The following is a 15,918-nucleotide window of genomic DNA, read 5'->3' as shown; positions in this document are numbered from 1 at the left end:
CCAGTCTCTCATAGGCTGAGACTGCTCCTGTCGTTAGGTGGCGTGGGTGGCGGACAGCGACCACCCACCGTCTAGCGTGGTGCGGCCGATGACCAGCGGTTGGCCGTAGAAATCACGTACCAGCACTGAGATTGATCCCACATCCGACAGTGAATTGTTCATGATTCCGCGCCCTTGTCGGGCAGCTCGCGGGCGTGCGCGGCCAAGACTTCGACTTCCCCACTGATGACGAAGAACGGGCCGATCTGGTGTGCGCGGAAGGCCAGGTTGACGATGATGATTTCCATGATGGATTTCTTGTGGGTTGAAGGCACCCCGGACAGCTAAGATCAGGTGACCTCATCCGGAGCGAGAAGATGGAACTGAAGGACTTCATTGCGGGGACGCTGGTGCAGATCGTGGAAGGCGTGCACGCCGCGCAGAAGCAGGTCGTGGAGCTTGGGGGCAACGTGAACCCCTACTACCGAAAAGAAACTCCAGGCTTTGGAACCAACTACAAACCTTCTGAGGTCCAGAATGTCTCGTTCGACGTGGCGATCACGGCACAGGAAAACAGCGCGAGTAAGGAGGGGGTGGGGGTGGTTGTCGTGGGTATTGCGCTGGGCAAACGGAACGAGTCATCCGACAGCTCGACGAGCGTAAGTCGGGTTGCCTTTACTGTTCCGCTGGGACTACCGACAGGTCTGAACTCAGCGGATGCGAAACAGCGATAGTTCTCGACGCTTCTTCACCTAATGCGGACGCCGTACGGTCGTAGCCGAAGGCTTCTGTCTTTTCTCATCTATCGGCGTAGTCCCTTGGCTGCTCTCTCGCTTCTGCGGCCGCACCGCGCGATAATCGGGGGCTGCCACAGTCATTAGATAAACACAGGGGACAGCGATGCAAACTGACGCGCGGATTCAAGAACTAGACGAGTTCAAGGGCATACTTAAGTCCTATTTGCAGAGCGGTGAGGACACACATCGGTCAGCGCTCAATCGCAAAATTCCACGCATTAAGAAACTGCTTGCGGAGGCGAATTGCTATTTCTACATGACAATCACTCCACCCCCAGCAGTCGGAGGGCTGATCGCAAGGAACCAAGATCCCTTCGATCTGCTCTTCAATCCGCCCTATGGCCGTTCGCCAGCCCCGCTCATCGTCGATGCACTCGATAAGGCAATTGGCGTGTTTGAAGCGGAGCCTGATACGACCGCTGCGACCGCATCCGCAGACAAAGCGGCTGCGGCCTCAAGTTCCGTAGAACCTGTGAAACAGGGTCAGCTCTTTATCGCCATGCCGATTAATCCGAGCGACCACACCCTAGTCGACGTATTGGAGAGTATTCAGCAAGCTGCCAGCGCATGCAGGCTGACTGCCTATAGGATCGACGAACAGCAATCCAATGAGCGCATCACTGACAGAATCTTAGAGGGGATTCGAGAATCAGAATACATAGTGGCCGATCTGACCAACGCACGGCCAAACGTGTTCTACGAGGCTGGATACGCTCTCGGAAAAGGAAAGCTGCCTATCTACATTGCGCGCGACGGTACTCATCTTGAGTTTGATTTGAAGGACTACCCCGTGATCTTTTTCAAGAACCAGCGTGAATTGCGGGAAGGCTTGATTGCCAGGCTCACTGGGCTCATGCAACGAAAGAACTAGCGGAACCAGCGCTGCGCAACACCGCGGCCCAGCTCGCGGCGCGCGGTTGCGCGGATGTGGTTGCCCCAGCTCCCGTCCTGCCGCTCGCGCAGCTCGGTCGGTGCGTTCTCGCGCCAGTAATCCCAGAGCAGTTGCGAGAGCACGCAGCAGACGCCAGCGCGGAACTCGGTCGGCCAATACTGGCCGGTGCAGTAGTCCAGGTGGCCGTCCTCGCGTAGTTGCAGCCGCCCCGAGCCTTGCAGCGCCTTGCGGATGTCGTGTGCAGTGATCGACTCGCGCCAGCCAATCGCGGACAGCATTTCCAGTGCGTCGCTGCGCTGCCTCTGGGCTGTGCGCTGGTCGCTGCGGTAGCTCGATGCGTCGCCGTAGTTGCACGGGTCGAAGCCGGGTCGCTGATTGACGAACGCGGCCAGCATCGCCATCAGTTCTTCGCGGGTCAGCAGTGCAGCAGGTTTGCGTGCCATGTGAGTCTCCGGGGATTAAATAGCCGCACGAGGCAGGTTTGCTAGAAAGTTTCTAAAAGCAATCTGTCGTATGGTTTCTCGGAAATAATCAATGAATTTAACAGTTCAAATTTCTGGGTGGGTAATATGCGCGTGCCGACCAACCGGCGGCGTAACTAATTAGATAATTATGAGTAACTTTACAGACGCACTTGGCGTCATAGAGCGGGTCTTGGTATCAGAGCCTCGTAATGAGTTCGTATCTGCGCATACGGGCTTCGGGTCTATTAATGAATTGCTTGTCTCGGCTGGTGTCGAGCCTAAGTGCGACGCCGATCTGCACCGATTTATTTGCAGTGACGCAGATTCATTTATTCGGAAAGTATCACCGTTCGCATCGTGGCAAGAGTTTCTTCATGCTGCCGCATCTGATGTGATCGAGAACCAAGGCTGACGTAGGTCCGAGCGGCCCGATTGGGGGGGCTGACTTTCTAGTGCGCCCAATCGGGCTTGACGTTCAGCAGGTATGCGGCGGCCACTGCGCGGGCGGTGTCCTCGTCGGCCACGTCGGCAATCCACCACCAGCGGTCTCTACCGGCCCAGCGGTAGACGCCCCAAAACTGCGCGGCCATCGGTGCGCAAGGCTCGACGCTCCCGTCGAACTCTTGGCGGGGACCGTAGGAGACCGATCGGTCGCCCAGGGTGACCAGCTTGTCACCGGCAGGTACAGCCAGCTCGTTGTAGTTGCTCATGCGGCCACCTCCAGCCACCGCGGCTCCTTGCGGACCTTCTCCAGCGCGCCCAGCAGCTCCCGCCGCGTCCGATGCGGTCGCGTCCAGTGACAGCCGCGGCCGAAGACCACATACCACCTACCACGCCCAGGGAGGCGCACGATTGAGAATTCAGAATCCACGGGAGTTTCTCCGGGCAACAAAAAAGCCGCCTTGCGGCGGCTGATGGGTTCGGGTTAAGCGCGGAGCGCGTCGCTACACAGGGCTTCCGGGTATGACGAGTCGCGCATTGGCATGACGATCAAAGACGCGCACCTGATGCTCGGATCGGTGATGCCGCCAATACCGAACATGGCCGCCACGTCGCCGCCAGTCACCGGAATCAGTGAAGTGGCCTTGCCGCCGAATGCCTTGCGAATTACACCGGCCGCCTTCACTACGCCTTCGAGGACGGCAGGCGCAAATCCGGACAGCTTGAGTTCGTTCGGCTTGGACACCACAGCACGCCAGTCCGGGTAGGTTCCATCAACGGCAGCAAACTCAATGGCCTGGCCTCCGCGCTCCGCCTTGAACCGGCTGGCATCGCCCACGGCGCTGAAATAGACATCGCCCTTCATCTTGGCGACCAGCTCGCACGCATTGCGCGGCACGATGATCTTGCCAATGTCCCACGGCAGGCTGGTACGCACCACAAGCATGCGGTGGCCGTCTGTAGCAACGATGATCGCACCATCGGCGTGCGACTCAATCAGCACGCCATTCAAGTAGAAGCGAACGTCATTCTTGGGGGCCACATGCAGAGCGGCGGCGATCAGGGCGGAAGGAATTTTGTTCATAGCTTTCTCCGGGCAACAAAAAAGCCGCCTTGCGGCGGCTTCGAGGGATTGGGGTAGGGCGCTGTTAGAGGAACAACTTGGTCAGCGTGACGATGCCAGCCACAAAGGCCGTGGCGACCACCAGTGGATACCACCGGGTCTCCATCATCAGCTTGTCGCTCTCGCGGTTGATCTTGCGAATCTCAGCGGTGAGCTTGCGCACTTGCAAGTCCTCCAGTGGTCCATTGGTGCTCATGGTAGCTCCAAAAAAGACCCGCCGTCACACGTCGGCGGGGTGTGGAAAACCGTGTTGACGTAAGGGGATCAGATGACAACGGGGGATGGACAAGGCGCAACTTGGGTGCGGTTCTTGTTCGCCTGGCGCTCCCGCTCGTTGAGTCGGGCGCGGTGCTCGCGGATGCCGCGGCGGATGCAACCGGCCACGTAGTAGTCGCGGGCGGTCATATCAAACGGGATCATCGTCATGGGTTGCTCTCCAGTGAATCGGACCACCAAAACGCCCCATCACAACGGTAGGGACGCTTTGGCGGTCAGACTCATGCTTGTAAGGCATGGAATCTGACCGTCGCCAGCTTCCGGGAGCGCCTCCAGCTCGCCTAGGAATCCCGTACAGATGGCCCCGCTCTTTCTGGCGGTGACCCGGTATCCGTGGCGGCCTTCATCGGCCCTTACACTTCCCGGCGCGGCTAGTGTTCCCAGCTCCCCGCGTTCTGCCGTGGGCGGCGCTCCTGCCTGCCCCTTTCCTACTGTCCCGACCGCACCCTGCGACCGTTGTTCGATGGTGGGCATTATGCCCGTTTGTTCCCGGTTTGTCAATCACTCCCGGTAGTGGGATGGTTGAGCCGGACGTTACCTGCGGTGCGCTTAGGGGCCTTTGGGGCTAGTCCTCAGTGCTGGCGGGATAAGCTCTAGGTGCTGTCGATCCATCGGTCGCACGTCTGTCGCCGCCTTTTCCGCTGCCGCCGTGTTGCTGGCGACGGGTATAGATTAGATCAATCCCTGCATGGCGGTCAATACCCCGATGGCAACGATTTTTGGATGGTCGCAGGGAGCGCCTAGCGCGCGCGTGGGGAGCTTCTATAGGCGGGGCGGTAGGGATGCCCGTGGCGGGCCTTGCGTGGGCCGTGGCGGCGCATTGGCTGGCCGTGGTGGGCGGCAGGTGGGCATAGGCTGGGGCAGGGTGCGCCGAGGTGGTAGGCAGGTGTGCCGAGGTGGTGCCGAGGTGGACGCGTGGCGGTCAGGGCAAAAAGACAGATAGGGACAGACAGAGGCGCGAACGTTTGAGCGCGGATGTCCGCAGGTTGCCCAGGTATCGCATGGGAATGCCTAGGCACTGGATACCTAATCCGGTGGTTCACCTTTGGAATCAGCAGGTTAGCCGAGGTGGTGACGCCGCAGGTGACGCGAAGGGGGGGCGCATCGTGCCTTTGCGCTACAGGGGGCGACCCCCTACGGGGGGTGATCGCGCGGTTCCAAGTAGTTGGATACCCCTTCGGAAATTTGCCGCAAACGTTTCGACCCCCTCAGTCGCGCGAGGAGGGAGCCTCAGTCACACCGGAGCGCTTCCGCGTTGCCACGACAGCGAACCAGGCGAGCGACCCAAGTCCCCATAGGACGCACACAGGCACAGCCCAGGTCATCCCTCGGTTGTACGCGAGGATCGCCAGGAGCGGGTTGATGGGCGTGACGCCCGCGATGAGCAGGATCAGGAGAAGTCGGTGCATGGGAGTTCCGCCGCAGTGGCACCCAAGGAGGACAGAGGAACACCCCAAGAGTGCATAGGAGGACTGTAGTTCTACTTGGTGGTGAATACCAATGAATAGAACTCTACAGTCCCACTATAGTAATACTTAGGTCTATCTAATGATAACAGCTCTGTCAAGCCCCCTAGGAGATGACGGTCTGTGTGGTCCGGTAGACTTGGCGTTTGCCCTAGACAGCTCATCAAGACCACATGGCATCGCTCAATAGCATCCTCACCCGGTTCGCGGCTTCGATCACGCTGGCTTGTGTAATCCTTGTGGGAGTACCGGCTCTGTATCAACATGTAAAGATGCGAGATGCGGACGCCGTGGCGGAAAGAAGCCGCGGACTTATTAACGACGATAACACCGCCCCAAGCGTTGTGGAGCAGCAGGTGCGTATCCTTGATTCCGCGCTTACTGAGTCGGCGGGATGCGAGTACATGAGAGACCTGTTACTCCAGTTCCTTGTCGGAATACCCTTGATCGTATGGTTCGTCGCCTTGGCTGTAATGTGGTGGTTCAAGGAAGACGACTTGACTCTCTAGCTGAACAGTTCAGGACGCTGCAAATCATCAGCGCGATATTCCCCTTCAATAGTTATAGGGTACGGGCCGCTACGCATGGGAGGTGTCAGATGGCTTCGCGGGTAAACGGTAAGGGTTGCTTGGGGTCGCTACTGGTCTTAGAAGATGACCCCGACCTGTCAGAGATGTTGCAGGAAATCCTGGTGAATTTCGGCTATGAGGTCGAGGTTGTTGCTTCCTCCGCGCAAGCTTTAGACCAACTGGCGGCAAAAGTGTTCCACGCGGCAATCTTAGATATTCATATCGAGGATGGTGGCTCCATGTCGGTCGCTGACTGTCTCTTGTCGAATCGAATACCCTACATGTTTGCCACGGGGCTTCCCAATCCTCAACTGCCCACCATTCACCAATGGGCTACCTTTCTTCAAAAGCCGTATCGCATAAACGATCTCATGGGGGCCTTGGAACGGACGCGTCAGATGGGGATTCCAGTTTAGGCGCATCCTTGCGCCGTTAAGTCATGTCCGTTTTCTAAGGAAGCGCTTGTTGAAAGTGTCGTAGGTCTGCACCGGTGGACCGCTGTAGAGGTCCGTCGAGCAGGCCATGAGGACTGCTTCGGTCGCGTTGTGGCCTGCCTTCATGGCGGCCAGGGCAATCGCACCACCACTACCGGCGACGAGGAAGTCGCGCCGGAGGTCGAGAGGGAGACCGTCGTGGTAGAAGGCCACCGGGTTGTCCCGCAGGCCGACCACGAGGATCGTGTACTCGCCCTTGGTCAGTTCGTCGAATCCCTCCGACAGCTCGCGCACGGCTCGCTGGATGTGGGAAGTGGTGCCCGCGCCGAACACCACCAGGTCGCGCCCGGTGGTGTCGGTTGTGCGGTAGAACTTCTCCTCCTCGTACCGCAGATCACCAGCGGTGACCTGCGAGTCGATAGCAACGAGCCGGCCGTCAAAGGCCAGCGTGGTCACTGCTTGATGTGCTCCCGCCAGTAGCTCGGGGTGAACGCAGCCCACTCGATGTCGCTCACGTCATCCCACAGGCGCTCCGCGGCATTCCGCAAGTGCTCCCACAGGCCGCCGAGGACGACGTAGGGCAGCGCCAGGAACACGGCGACGAACAGCCAGCCGGTGTAGGTGCGACGGGAGGTCTCGCGCAGGCGCTCCGGGAGCCACTGCGAGGCGAGGGCAATGCGCAGCGCTACGTACCCCTTGGCGCGCTCGTAGGCGCGCACCAGGCGCTCGCTGGCGCGGTTGTAGATGGTCTTGATGGTCACTTGGAGTTCCAGAGTTTGACTTCCGCCTCGCGGCGGTCGATGAGGCCGGGCAGGTCCGTCAGCACGCCCTTGACGCGACCCTTGGTCCATCGGCGGAGCTGTGCGGGCACCGCCGCGTAGTCGCCCGCGTTGAGCACGCGGAGCAGGGTGGAGCTGGCGAAGTTGCCCTCGCCGAGGTTGAACACGAAGTCGATCAGAGCGGCTTCCTGCGGCGCGCTGAGGGGCACGCGCACGTATCGACGGACGACCGTAGCGGCCTTGGAGAGGTCAGCCTCCAGCAGCTCCACAGCGCGTTCCTCGGTGATGCGGAGGCCGGGCTTCACGTCACTGCCGGTGTGGCCGTAGCCGATGGTCCACTTGTCTGCGGGGCACAGGTAGGCCACCAGGCGCAGACCCTCCGACTTCATCGTCAGAGGGCGCGCGAGCTGGACAGCCTGGCTCACACCGGGGCGTAAGGGTTCGACTGGCCGCCCTGGGTGTGGCAGCAGGGAGCGTGGTTGCAGTCGCACGGCGTTACCGGCGCGGGTGCGCTCGGGCCGTCGTTGTCGTCGTCGTTCTTGCGGCGCAGGAACAGGTACAGCAGGGCAGCGGCGGCGAGCGCCATCAGCCACGCAGCGAGCGTGTTGGACATTGGGTCTCCTACAGGATGTCGAGGTAGTTGTCGGGTGACGGCACGCGGCCGGTCACGGACTGGATGAAGGAGGCGTACTCGCGGTCGAGCAGCTCCTCCAGGTAGCGCTGCTCCTCCTTGGACACGTCTCGGGAGAGCTGGTCGGCCCAATACTTCACGGCCATCGCCAGCGCTTCGAGGCGGTCGTCGTGGCGCAGTGCGCCGCGGTCGCGCGTGATGCGCGTCAGCTGGTAGAACAGCTGGTACTTCTGCTCGGACTTCTGATCGGCGCGGATGATCGAGGCATCGACCACCAGGCGATGCTGGTTCAGTACCGGCTCCAGCACGTCGATGATTCGGTTCTCCTTCGAGGTGCCATAGTGCTTCACCTCCTCGATGGAGCACGGGTACACGCGCGCCAGGACGCCGGAGAGCATCTTGGCGAACATGCCGTCGCCGAAGTTGGCCTCAATGAGGACTGCGGAGACCTTCTCGGCGCGCGCGATGTGCGCCAGGGTCTCCAGCGTGTCGTCGTCGTAGCCGCCCTTGGTCGCACCAGCACGGCGCGCGTAGAGCATGCCGCGAAGCATGCCGACGACCGCGTAGCCGGTTTCGTCGCCGCCTCGGCCCGAGGGGTCGATGGCGAGCACCTTGCCGGTGAACTCCTCCATTTCCGAGGCGAGGTACATGGGCCGGTACAGGCGGTCGCCGGTGAAGCCCACGGACGGGATGTCGCTGACGATGTACTCCGGGCCGCTGCTGTAGACCACGCGGATCGGAGCGACCTCGCGGTCCACGTCCATCACGATCAGGTCGGACAGCTTGAGCGGGTACTTCTCGGCGTCGGACAGCGACGCATCGAGCATGAACTGGAGCATGAAGCCGGAGCGTCCGTAGGACGCCTCGCGCTCCATCAAGTCCTCATCGGAGAAGCGGACGCTCTCGCAGTTCTTCCAGGCGAGCTTGGGGTTCGCGTCGAACGCATCGGCGATCATCGGCGCGAGGCGGTCGCCGTACACCTGGCGGTGCTTGGTGTCCTTCGGGTAGCGCGCAGGCCAGATGCGGATGACGTAGCCGCGCTCGGGCAGCTTGTTGTAGAGCGACTCCTCGGTCTGCGGAGTGCCGAGGTAGATGATCTCGCCGCCCGGCTTGAGCACCGCATCGAACTCCTTGACCAGCTCGGCGAGCTTCTCGCGCTGCACGACGGTCATGGAGTTCTTCGGGACTTCGATGTCGTCCGCGATGATGGTGTCGGCGCGGGAGCCGGTGAGCTGGCCGTTGATACCGACCGACTTCACCGAGGGCGACTGATCGGGCTGCGCGGGGCCGACATCGAACGCCAGGTTCGAGTTGCGCTGGTCGGGACGCGGGCGCAGGTGTTGCAGCTCAGGCAGGGTTTCGATCAGGCGCTTGACGAACACCGAGAACGCATCGGCGCGTTCCTTCGATGCCGATACCACCATGATCTTGTGCTGGGGGTCTTTCCAGAGGAGCCAGCAGACGTAGGCGGCCGTCACCCAGGACTTGCCGACGCCGCGGTACGCCATGATGACGCGACGGCGCGGGCCGGTTTTCAGGAACTCGCAGATGTCGTACTGGATCGGAGTGGGGCTTGGTAGCCCCAGCTCCTTCCAGACGTACCAGGCGAAGTTGCGGAAGTCCTCGAAAGGGTGACGAACGTGGAGGCTCGTCATGCCCTCCATCAGTTCAGCCGCCCATCGTCAGCGGGATCGAACGGGAACTCGGACACCTTGTCGGCCAGCTTGCCCAGCGGTGAGCCGGGCGGCGTGGCCGCAACGTCGATGCCGTTGTCCTTGAGAAACTGCCGGGCCACGTTGAGGATCGAGGCCAGGCCCTTCGCGTCCGACTCCATCGAGTCGATGGTGTCGGCGAGCTTGTCCGCGACTGCGGCGTGCAGTCGCTCCAAGGCATCCTTGGGGGCGGTCACTTGTTGACGACGCGGTTCAGTACGGTCTCCAGCGCGGACGTGCCGAGCGACGCCAGGATGCACGCGAGCGCGACCTGGGCGACGAAGGAGACGCCGGGGATGAAAATGACGATGGCACCAGCGGCAAGGCCGGTAGCGCCAGAGAGGATTGCGCGGCCGAGCGCCTGCTTCCAGGTGATCGGATCGTTCGACGTGAGCATCTTTGCGATGCCCACGATGAGGCCGACGCCCGCGAGAGCGCCGACCAGCTTCACTTCATCGTGCATTAGGTCTCTTGTAGGTGGTGGATGCGTTAGAGCGGACGACCGAAGCTGTACTCGTAGTTGCCGGTCAGGGTGATCTGCGTGACGCCATCGGTGACGACGACAGTGAACTGCCCCATGCGGGAGGTGTTCCGCCCCGAGGCGGTCACAGTGCCGCCGAGGCCGCTGCCGGAGATCGACGCGCCGCCTGTGACGGAGCGAGAGATCACCGAGTAGTTGCCGGTGCCGCCCGAACAGCTAACGGTGAACGATCTGCTGATCGTGCCGCTGGTGTTCTGCGGCCAGCTCCCCATCAGCCAGCTCGGCGACAACGACGCTTGGAACGGCGTCGCCTTGACCGCGTTGTAGAACTGCGAGGCGTAGAGCGGGCCGCTCGTGGGTACGCCGTAGTTGGCAGGAACGTCGGGCACCAATCCAGCGCCCCGGTAATACTGGTGCGCGTAGATCGGATACCCGCCGCCGAACTCGGCACGGATCATTTCCCAGGAGATCGCACCGGAGCCAGGGAGGGCCATCAGGCACCTCCCCCAAGGTCCGCGACGCGCTTACGCAGCGCCTGCACCTCAGCGATCAGGAAGGGAACAGCCTTCTCCCACTGGATCGTCTTGATGCCGTTTGCGTGCGTGGCGACCATCAACGAGTAGACCTCCTCGGCCTCCTGCGCGATGCCGCCGACCTCATGCTCCGCACTCGGGTGGAACGTGGGATTCAACTCGGCGATAGCTTCGGCGTCCCAATCGAACTCGCGCACACGGAATCGGTCGAAGAAGTCGCCCACCTTGGAGGCCGAGGCGTCCACGATGTTCTTCTTGAGACGCGCATCGGACGCATAGGCGACGATGTTGCCCGTGGCGATCCAATTGTTGCTTGCGTCGCGGTAGGCGCACCACGCGAAGGCATTGTTGGCGAGGAAGCCGTGCTGGTTGTCGTTACAGTGTATCCAGTGCGTCGTGCCGGCGTCCGTGTCGTAGCAGGCGATGGTCGGCGAGTAGCTCTCCAGTCGGAGATCGCCGCCGCTTCCGCCCGGCCCCGAAAGGCACAGACCCTTGCCGTTGTAGTTGCGAATCCAGGTGTTATCGGCCATGTACCAGCCGCCACCGTGGACCTGGTGATACCAGCCCGTACCGGACGTGTTCGAGCGCATCCAGTTGTTGCAGTAGACCTCACCGACAGCGGTGATGTTCTGTGCGCTCACATGACTGGCGAAGTTCGCACTGTTATCCCCGTTGATACGGAACAGCCACACGTTGTTCGTCGCGTCCCAAATGCCGGTGTTCGGCGTAGCCGTCGCAGCGAAGCGGATGGACCGCCCGCCAGTCGGGTTGAGCTGCACCGACAGGTCACTCGCCCCGCCAATGTTGATGAGGTTGGTGAACTGAGCGCTCGTCGAGTTCGCCTTGGCGTCCAGTGCGCCTTGGAGGCCGCTGACGTTGGCGATGGTGTGCGTGTGGCCCGCGTCGGCCTTCCCTGCCGGGTTGAAGTTCGCCGAGGTCCAGACGGTGCCGCCAGCGTTGAGGGACGCGACGCCACCCGTACCGTCCGCAAACCGGAACTCAATCGAGTTGGCTGTCGGGGGGACGTAGACGTAGCGATCCAGCGAGCCGAGATAGACCACACCAGCCGCCGCATTGCCGCCGAAGCCCTGCGCACGAATCTGACCGGCCGCGAACGTCTTGATGCCGCCGATGCTCTGATCGTCGGTGACGTTGACGACGTTGGCGATGTCGGTGGAGTTGTGCGTGTGGCCGACAGCGGACTTGCCATCCAGGGCCGATTGTAGCCCCGTGACGTTGGCGATGGTGTGCGTGTGCGAGGACGCTGCCTTGCCGTCGAGCGCGGTCTGGAGACCGGTCACGTTGGCGATGGTGTGCGTATGCGACGCCGCAGCCTTGCCGTCGAGCGCAGCCTGCACCGCAGTGCTTACCGGCTTGTCCAGATCGGCGGTGTTGTCCACCTTGTCCAGACCCACCTGAGCCTTCGTGTGCGAGTGCGTGCTGGGCGGATAGGTCGTCGGCTTGCCGGTGACTTGGGTGTTGAAGTCCACGTCGCTGCGGGTTGCCAGCGCGCCCAGGCCGCCGATGTCACCAGCAACGAGCGACACGTCGCCCTGCTTTCCGGCGACGCTGGTTACCTGATCGGTGTTGTCGATCTTCTCCCAGGTAGCGCCGTAGAGCGCCTGGTCGCCGACTCGCCAGTGGATGTCACCGACAGTGCCTTCGCCGATCACCTTGTAGAAATGCCCCTTCACCGGGTTGGTCGGGAACGCACCCGTGCTGGCATCCCACGATCCCATGTAGACCAGCGAGCCGGTGACGGCAGCCTGCGCCTGGGCGGCCCAATGCTTCGCCGAGAACTCGCCCGGCGACACCTCGGTGCCCTGCGGGGCGTTCGCGTACAGGTTCGCCTTGTCGCGGGCAGCCTCGGCAGCGGTCTTGGCCGACGATGCGGTCTGCGCCGAGGTCGAGGCAGCCGACGCCGAGCCGGACGCAGCGGAGGCATGACCGGCCGCGGTGGTCGCCAAGCCAGCAGCCTCGCCAGCCTTGGTCGACGCAGCGGACGCCTGGGCTTCCGCCCGGTTGGCCTGGGTGGTTGCCTGGGTGACCGAGGTCGCTGCGGCGGTCGCGCTGTCGGCGGCTGCGGCAGCCGATGCGGCGGCAGCGGTGGCGTCAGCTTCCGCGCGGTCGGCCGCGTCGGTCGCATAGCCCAGGATAGTCTGCGCCTGATCCCGTGACGTGGCGGCAGCAGTCGCCGCTGCCTGCGCGTCCGAACGCGCCTGACCCGCTGCGGTGGCCGACGTGCCCGCCTGGCTTGCAGAGCCAGCCGAAGCCAGCGCCGAGGTGGCCGAGGCCGTCGCCGAAGCGGCGGCGTCCACTGCGGAGCTTGCCGCCTCGGTGGCGCTGTCGGCAGCCTCGGCCGCCTTGGCAGCAGCGAAGGTCGCCGCGTCGGCGGTGGCCTGCACGTCGTCGTCGATGCTCGCAGCGGATTCCGCAGCGCGCACGGCGGATGCTTCGGCAGCGTCGGCGAAGCCGGAGGCGTCATCTGCGGACGCCTGTGCGGCGTTCGCCATGCCGGTTGCCACGGACACCAGGTCGCGCACCTGCACGACCGAGCCGGTCAGCTCGTCGGTCAGCCCGGCCACGTCCTTCTGGAGCTGCGGGAACGAGGGGAGGGTGTGGTTGTTGCCCAGGCCGTCCGTCACGACGACGGTGCCTTCCTCCTGAGTCAGCAGCGCGATCATCTGATTCTCGCGCCGGTTCCAGCGGTCTACCAGCGTCGAGAGGCGCGAGGCCAGCTCGGCGTTGGAGACGTAGCCGGGGGTAGTGCTCATGCGGTGCTTGGATTCTCTCTGAGGGTTATCGGATGCCGAAGGCGAAGCCGCCAATCGACGTGATGAGGTAGTTCGGGTAGGCCGGGGCGTCGTAGCCGTGGACCTGCGGAGGCGGACTGGATGCGCGGCAACGCACGCGGAACGCGCGGGCACCGCCTGTCCATGCCCCGGACGCCGAGAGCGTCACCGACTGCTCGTAGGTGTAGAAATTGGACGCGGTGAAGGTGTTGCCGTCGCCGCCCATCTGCTGAATCAACGCGCGGTACATCGGCGGTTCGTGTGAGGCGATGACGACCCATACGGAGTCGCGCAGCTCCTCCAAGATGACGTGCAGCCCGTAGACGCGCGTGTTCGCGGTCACGGTCACCGACACGGAAGGCGTATGACCCTCGCCAGCCAGCACCGGAGCGCCGAGCCAGAACTCGTGGATCGCCACCCAATCGCCGAGCGGGATGAAGTTGTTGCCCGCCTGGTAGCAGAGGCTCGTTGCCCCGGTCCACCACACGCCGGTCGCCGACTGGAACTGCCCCACGATGTTGGGGGCATTGACGCGGCCTCGGAAGAACGCGCCGCCGTTGCGGTCCACGTAGAACACCGCGTTGTTGGCGTTCTTCGCGCCGGAGCCGACCCACAGGGGCCAGTCGCCGAGGTTGGAGATTTCCACGCGGAACTCGGCAGCGTTGACGATGTTGCCGTTGCCGTCGAGAGTGTGGGTCTTGAACGTGCCGCCGTTGATCGTGCCCGCGTTCGCCGTGAGTGCGGCTAGGGAGTTCACCCTGATCTTGTCCGCAGTGATCGTCCCGTCCACCACCAGCGCACCTTGGATACCCACGGTGGACTGGCCGCCGACTGTACCGATCACGAACGGATACTTGATGCTCGCCAGGGTGCCGCCCGAGGTGTACTGCGGGTGGACGAAGGCGAAGCGATCCGCGGTGACGATGAAGTCGCTGCCGGTCTGCGGGTTGGCGGAGAGGGCGATACCGGCGACCACGGGGACGCCGTTGATGGTGCCCGCGTTGATCTTGACCGAGTAGTTGGCCTGCCACTGACCGTACATGCCGGAGTGCTGCCCGGCGACCACATTGAACTCCTGCCGGATGGTGGCGAAGTCGCCGTCCTTGAACGCCTGGACCTGCGTGGCCGCGATGGCCTGTGCCTGCTCGGCGGTGATCTTGGTGGTGTTGAGCTGCTGCACCAGCGCGCCGGTCGGAGAGGTGACATCCAGGTCGGCCTTGCGCCAGCCGGTGCCATCCCAAATCTGCGTCAGGTACGCGCCGGTCTGCCCGGTCTTGACCCAAAAGGTCGGAACCTTGAAGCCGCCAGCGGGCGGGGAGGGCTGTGCGTCCGAGAAGATCGTCGGCGCGGTGCTGGTCTCAAGCGTGGACACCTGGGACGCCAGGGCTTCGCGTGCGGACGCTTCGGTGTCGATGCGCTGCTCGAAGGCAGCCGAAACAGCCGACACCTGGCCGTCGATCTCGTTGGCGATCCCCTGCGGCACGTTCGCGCCGTAGCTCGCCGCCATCTGCTGCCGGAATGCCGTGTTGGCACCCTCGGCATCCGTCAGGGCTTCCGTGGTCTCGGCCAGGCCAGCGATGTTCTCGCCGTGGCGAACCACTGCCGTCTCAACGTCGGACACGCGGGCCTTGGTCGCGTCAACCTCGGCCATGACTGCGGTGCGGACCTGCGCCGCGCTGTCCTCGATCTCTGCGCCGAGGCGTTGCTCGGTGGCCGCGCGCGCCGCTTCGGTGGTGCTCTCCACCTCGTCGATGCGCTGGTTGAGCGCTGCGGAGATTGTCTTGCCGTTCTCGACCACCTGGCCTTGCAGCTCGGTGATCGCCTCGACGCGCGCAGAGTGCTCGTCGGCGATGGCGCGATTGACCTCCAGGAACCGTGCTTGGTTACTCTGCTCGCCGTAGTCCACCCGCGCGAACAGGTCGATGATCTGCTGCGCGATGACCTTGTTGCCTTCGGTCAGCAGCCCGATCTCATGGGTGGCCGTGCTGATCTTGTCGCCGTAGTCGCGCTGCACGTCGAAGAACTCGTGCGAGCGCATGATCTCCTCCAGGATCGCCTCGGCGTTCACGTCGATGAGGTCGATGCGGGTCAGCAGGTCTTGCAGTGCTGGCGAGCGGAGGAGCTGCTCGATGATTGCATTGAGGTCCGGGTTGCCACCGGGGTTACCGGGGCCGCCACCGGGGAGGCCGCTGCCGCTACCGAACTCGGCGAGTTCCTGGTGTGCGTACAGTAGTTGGCGGAACGACTTGGACAAGTCGCGCGCCGGGAGGTTTGCGCCTTCCTTGTAGTTGACCAGGAGGGCGTCAATCGGCGTGAATCGCCGGATGGTCACAGTGTAGGGTGCGTCGAGCACGCCATCCTGCGACGGAATCTCGATGGTGCTGGCGTCCACCCACGACACGGAGACAGCGCGGGCCGCGTCCGGTTCACCGACAAACGCCCGGATGTGCTCGCGGGCGATGTACGGGAACGGCACGGTGAACCGCGTAGGGCCTCCCTCGTAGGTGTAGAGCACGAAGGAAAGGCCGCGCGATAGTTCGATCATGCGT

20 protein-coding genes are annotated in these 15,918 nt (G+C 63.1%); 3 read left to right on the top strand and 17 right to left on the bottom strand.

The genetic code is table 11. The features are described 5' to 3' along the window. Window positions 1–33: 33 nt before the first annotated feature. Both AC5P7R_RS02855 and AC5P7R_RS02850 read right to left on the bottom strand, forming a co-directional pair. Window positions 34–162 (bottom strand): hypothetical protein, encoded by a 129-nt coding sequence (locus AC5P7R_RS02855; RefSeq protein ID WP_004154552.1) that lies wholly within the window; start codon window positions 160–162, stop codon window positions 34–36. Beyond that, on the bottom strand, window positions 159–287 hold the full coding sequence (locus AC5P7R_RS02850; RefSeq protein WP_258014520.1) for a hypothetical protein: 129 nt from the start codon (window positions 285–287) through the stop codon (window positions 159–161). The genes AC5P7R_RS02855 and AC5P7R_RS02850 overlap by 4 nt, the downstream gene beginning before the upstream one ends. Window positions 288–356: 69 nt before the next feature. Here AC5P7R_RS02850 and AC5P7R_RS02845 point away from each other — a divergent pair, with 69 nt between their 5' ends. Both AC5P7R_RS02845 and AC5P7R_RS02840 read left to right on the top strand, forming a co-directional pair. Next, complete coding sequence (locus tag AC5P7R_RS02845; RefSeq protein ID WP_004154554.1) at window positions 357–713, top strand: hypothetical protein; 357 nt, start codon at window positions 357–359, stop codon at window positions 711–713. A 166-nt stretch (window positions 714–879) separates the two neighbouring features. Beyond that, window positions 880–1,647 (top strand): TIR domain-containing protein, encoded by a 768-nt coding sequence (locus AC5P7R_RS02840; RefSeq protein ID WP_155029017.1) that lies wholly within the window; start codon window positions 880–882, stop codon window positions 1,645–1,647. Here the strand turns inward: AC5P7R_RS02840 and AC5P7R_RS02835 are convergent. The 5 genes from AC5P7R_RS02835 to AC5P7R_RS02815 all read right to left on the bottom strand — a co-directional run bounded on the left by AC5P7R_RS02835 (window position 1,644) and on the right by AC5P7R_RS02815 (window position 4,122). Further along, window positions 1,644–2,111, bottom strand: coding sequence for a hypothetical protein (locus AC5P7R_RS02835; protein ID WP_004154555.1), 468 nt, complete (start codon window positions 2,109–2,111; stop codon window positions 1,644–1,646). The two genes, AC5P7R_RS02840 and AC5P7R_RS02835, sit on opposite strands and share 4 nt — an antisense overlap. Window positions 2,112–2,581: 470 nt before the next feature. Further along, on the bottom strand, window positions 2,582–2,842 hold the full coding sequence (locus tag AC5P7R_RS02830) for a hypothetical protein (RefSeq protein ID WP_004154556.1): 261 nt from the start codon (window positions 2,840–2,842) through the stop codon (window positions 2,582–2,584). Window positions 2,843–3,057: 215 nt separating this feature from the next. Further along, complete coding sequence (locus tag AC5P7R_RS02825) at window positions 3,058–3,657, bottom strand: DNA polymerase III subunit beta family protein (RefSeq protein WP_150359510.1); 600 nt, start codon at window positions 3,655–3,657, stop codon at window positions 3,058–3,060. A 64-nt stretch (window positions 3,658–3,721) separates the two neighbouring features. Further along, entirely contained in the window at window positions 3,722–3,892 is a 171-nt protein-coding gene (locus tag AC5P7R_RS02820; protein ID WP_004154558.1) for a hypothetical protein, read from the bottom strand. Window positions 3,893–3,960: 68 nt separating this feature from the next. Next, a complete protein-coding gene (locus tag AC5P7R_RS02815; RefSeq protein ID WP_155029018.1) occupies window positions 3,961–4,122 on the bottom strand; it encodes a hypothetical protein in 162 nt (53 codons plus the stop codon). A gap of 1,914 nt (window positions 4,123–6,036) precedes the next feature. On the opposite strand from AC5P7R_RS02815, the gene AC5P7R_RS02810 reads away from it, so the two are divergent. Next, entirely contained in the window at window positions 6,037–6,423 is a 387-nt protein-coding gene (locus tag AC5P7R_RS02810) for a response regulator (protein ID WP_049397870.1), read from the top strand. 21 nt (window positions 6,424–6,444) lie between these two features. Here AC5P7R_RS02810 and AC5P7R_RS02805 read toward each other — a convergent pair whose 3' ends face one another. From AC5P7R_RS02805 to AC5P7R_RS02760, 10 genes are read right to left on the bottom strand one after another with little or no spacing between them, the layout of a single operon-like run. Then, window positions 6,445–6,897: a hypothetical protein gene (locus tag AC5P7R_RS02805; RefSeq protein ID WP_004154560.1), complete on the bottom strand. Its 453-nt coding sequence runs from the start codon at window positions 6,895–6,897 to the stop codon at window positions 6,445–6,447. Next, window positions 6,894–7,202 (bottom strand): hypothetical protein, encoded by a 309-nt coding sequence (locus AC5P7R_RS02800; protein ID WP_049397869.1) that lies wholly within the window; start codon window positions 7,200–7,202, stop codon window positions 6,894–6,896. The genes AC5P7R_RS02805 and AC5P7R_RS02800 overlap by 4 nt, the downstream gene beginning before the upstream one ends. Then, window positions 7,199–7,609, bottom strand: coding sequence for a lysozyme (locus AC5P7R_RS02795; protein WP_219627573.1), 411 nt, complete (start codon window positions 7,607–7,609; stop codon window positions 7,199–7,201). Before AC5P7R_RS02795 ends, AC5P7R_RS02800 begins: the two co-directional genes overlap by 4 nt. A 32-nt stretch (window positions 7,610–7,641) precedes the next feature. Further along, window positions 7,642–7,833 carry an LPXTG cell wall anchor domain-containing protein gene (locus tag AC5P7R_RS02790; RefSeq protein WP_049434054.1) on the bottom strand — a complete coding sequence of 64 codons (192 nt, stop codon included), beginning with the start codon at window positions 7,831–7,833 and terminating at the stop codon, window positions 7,642–7,644. A gap of 8 nt (window positions 7,834–7,841) precedes the next feature. Next, window positions 7,842–9,506 carry a phage terminase large subunit gene (gene terL, locus AC5P7R_RS02785; RefSeq protein ID WP_223846474.1) on the bottom strand — a complete coding sequence of 555 codons (1,665 nt, stop codon included), beginning with the start codon at window positions 9,504–9,506 and terminating at the stop codon, window positions 7,842–7,844. Between the two features lie 8 nt (window positions 9,507–9,514). Further along, complete coding sequence (locus AC5P7R_RS02780; RefSeq protein ID WP_155029019.1) at window positions 9,515–9,760, bottom strand: DNA packaging protein; 246 nt, start codon at window positions 9,758–9,760, stop codon at window positions 9,515–9,517. Further along, window positions 9,757–10,026 carry a phage holin family protein gene (locus tag AC5P7R_RS02775; RefSeq protein ID WP_005412393.1) on the bottom strand — a complete coding sequence of 90 codons (270 nt, stop codon included), beginning with the start codon at window positions 10,024–10,026 and terminating at the stop codon, window positions 9,757–9,759. The genes AC5P7R_RS02780 and AC5P7R_RS02775 overlap by 4 nt, the downstream gene beginning before the upstream one ends. A 26-nt stretch (window positions 10,027–10,052) precedes the next feature. Continuing rightward, window positions 10,053–10,538 carry a hypothetical protein gene (locus AC5P7R_RS02770; protein ID WP_155029020.1) on the bottom strand — a complete coding sequence of 162 codons (486 nt, stop codon included), beginning with the start codon at window positions 10,536–10,538 and terminating at the stop codon, window positions 10,053–10,055. Further along, entirely contained in the window at window positions 10,538–13,351 is a 2,814-nt protein-coding gene (locus tag AC5P7R_RS02765; RefSeq protein WP_049434056.1) for a tail fiber domain-containing protein, read from the bottom strand. The genes AC5P7R_RS02770 and AC5P7R_RS02765 overlap by 1 nt, the downstream gene beginning before the upstream one ends. A 25-nt stretch (window positions 13,352–13,376) precedes the next feature. Continuing rightward, window positions 13,377–15,914 (bottom strand): phage tail fiber domain-containing protein, encoded by a 2,538-nt coding sequence (locus AC5P7R_RS02760; RefSeq protein ID WP_155029021.1) that lies wholly within the window; start codon window positions 15,912–15,914, stop codon window positions 13,377–13,379. Window positions 15,915–15,918 lie beyond the last annotated feature (4 nt).

This window comes from Stenotrophomonas sp. YJH_SMC_27, assembly GCF_059369815.1.
The sequence above is the reverse complement of the archived record's forward strand: the minus strand, read 5'-3'. Positions and strand labels throughout refer to the sequence as shown.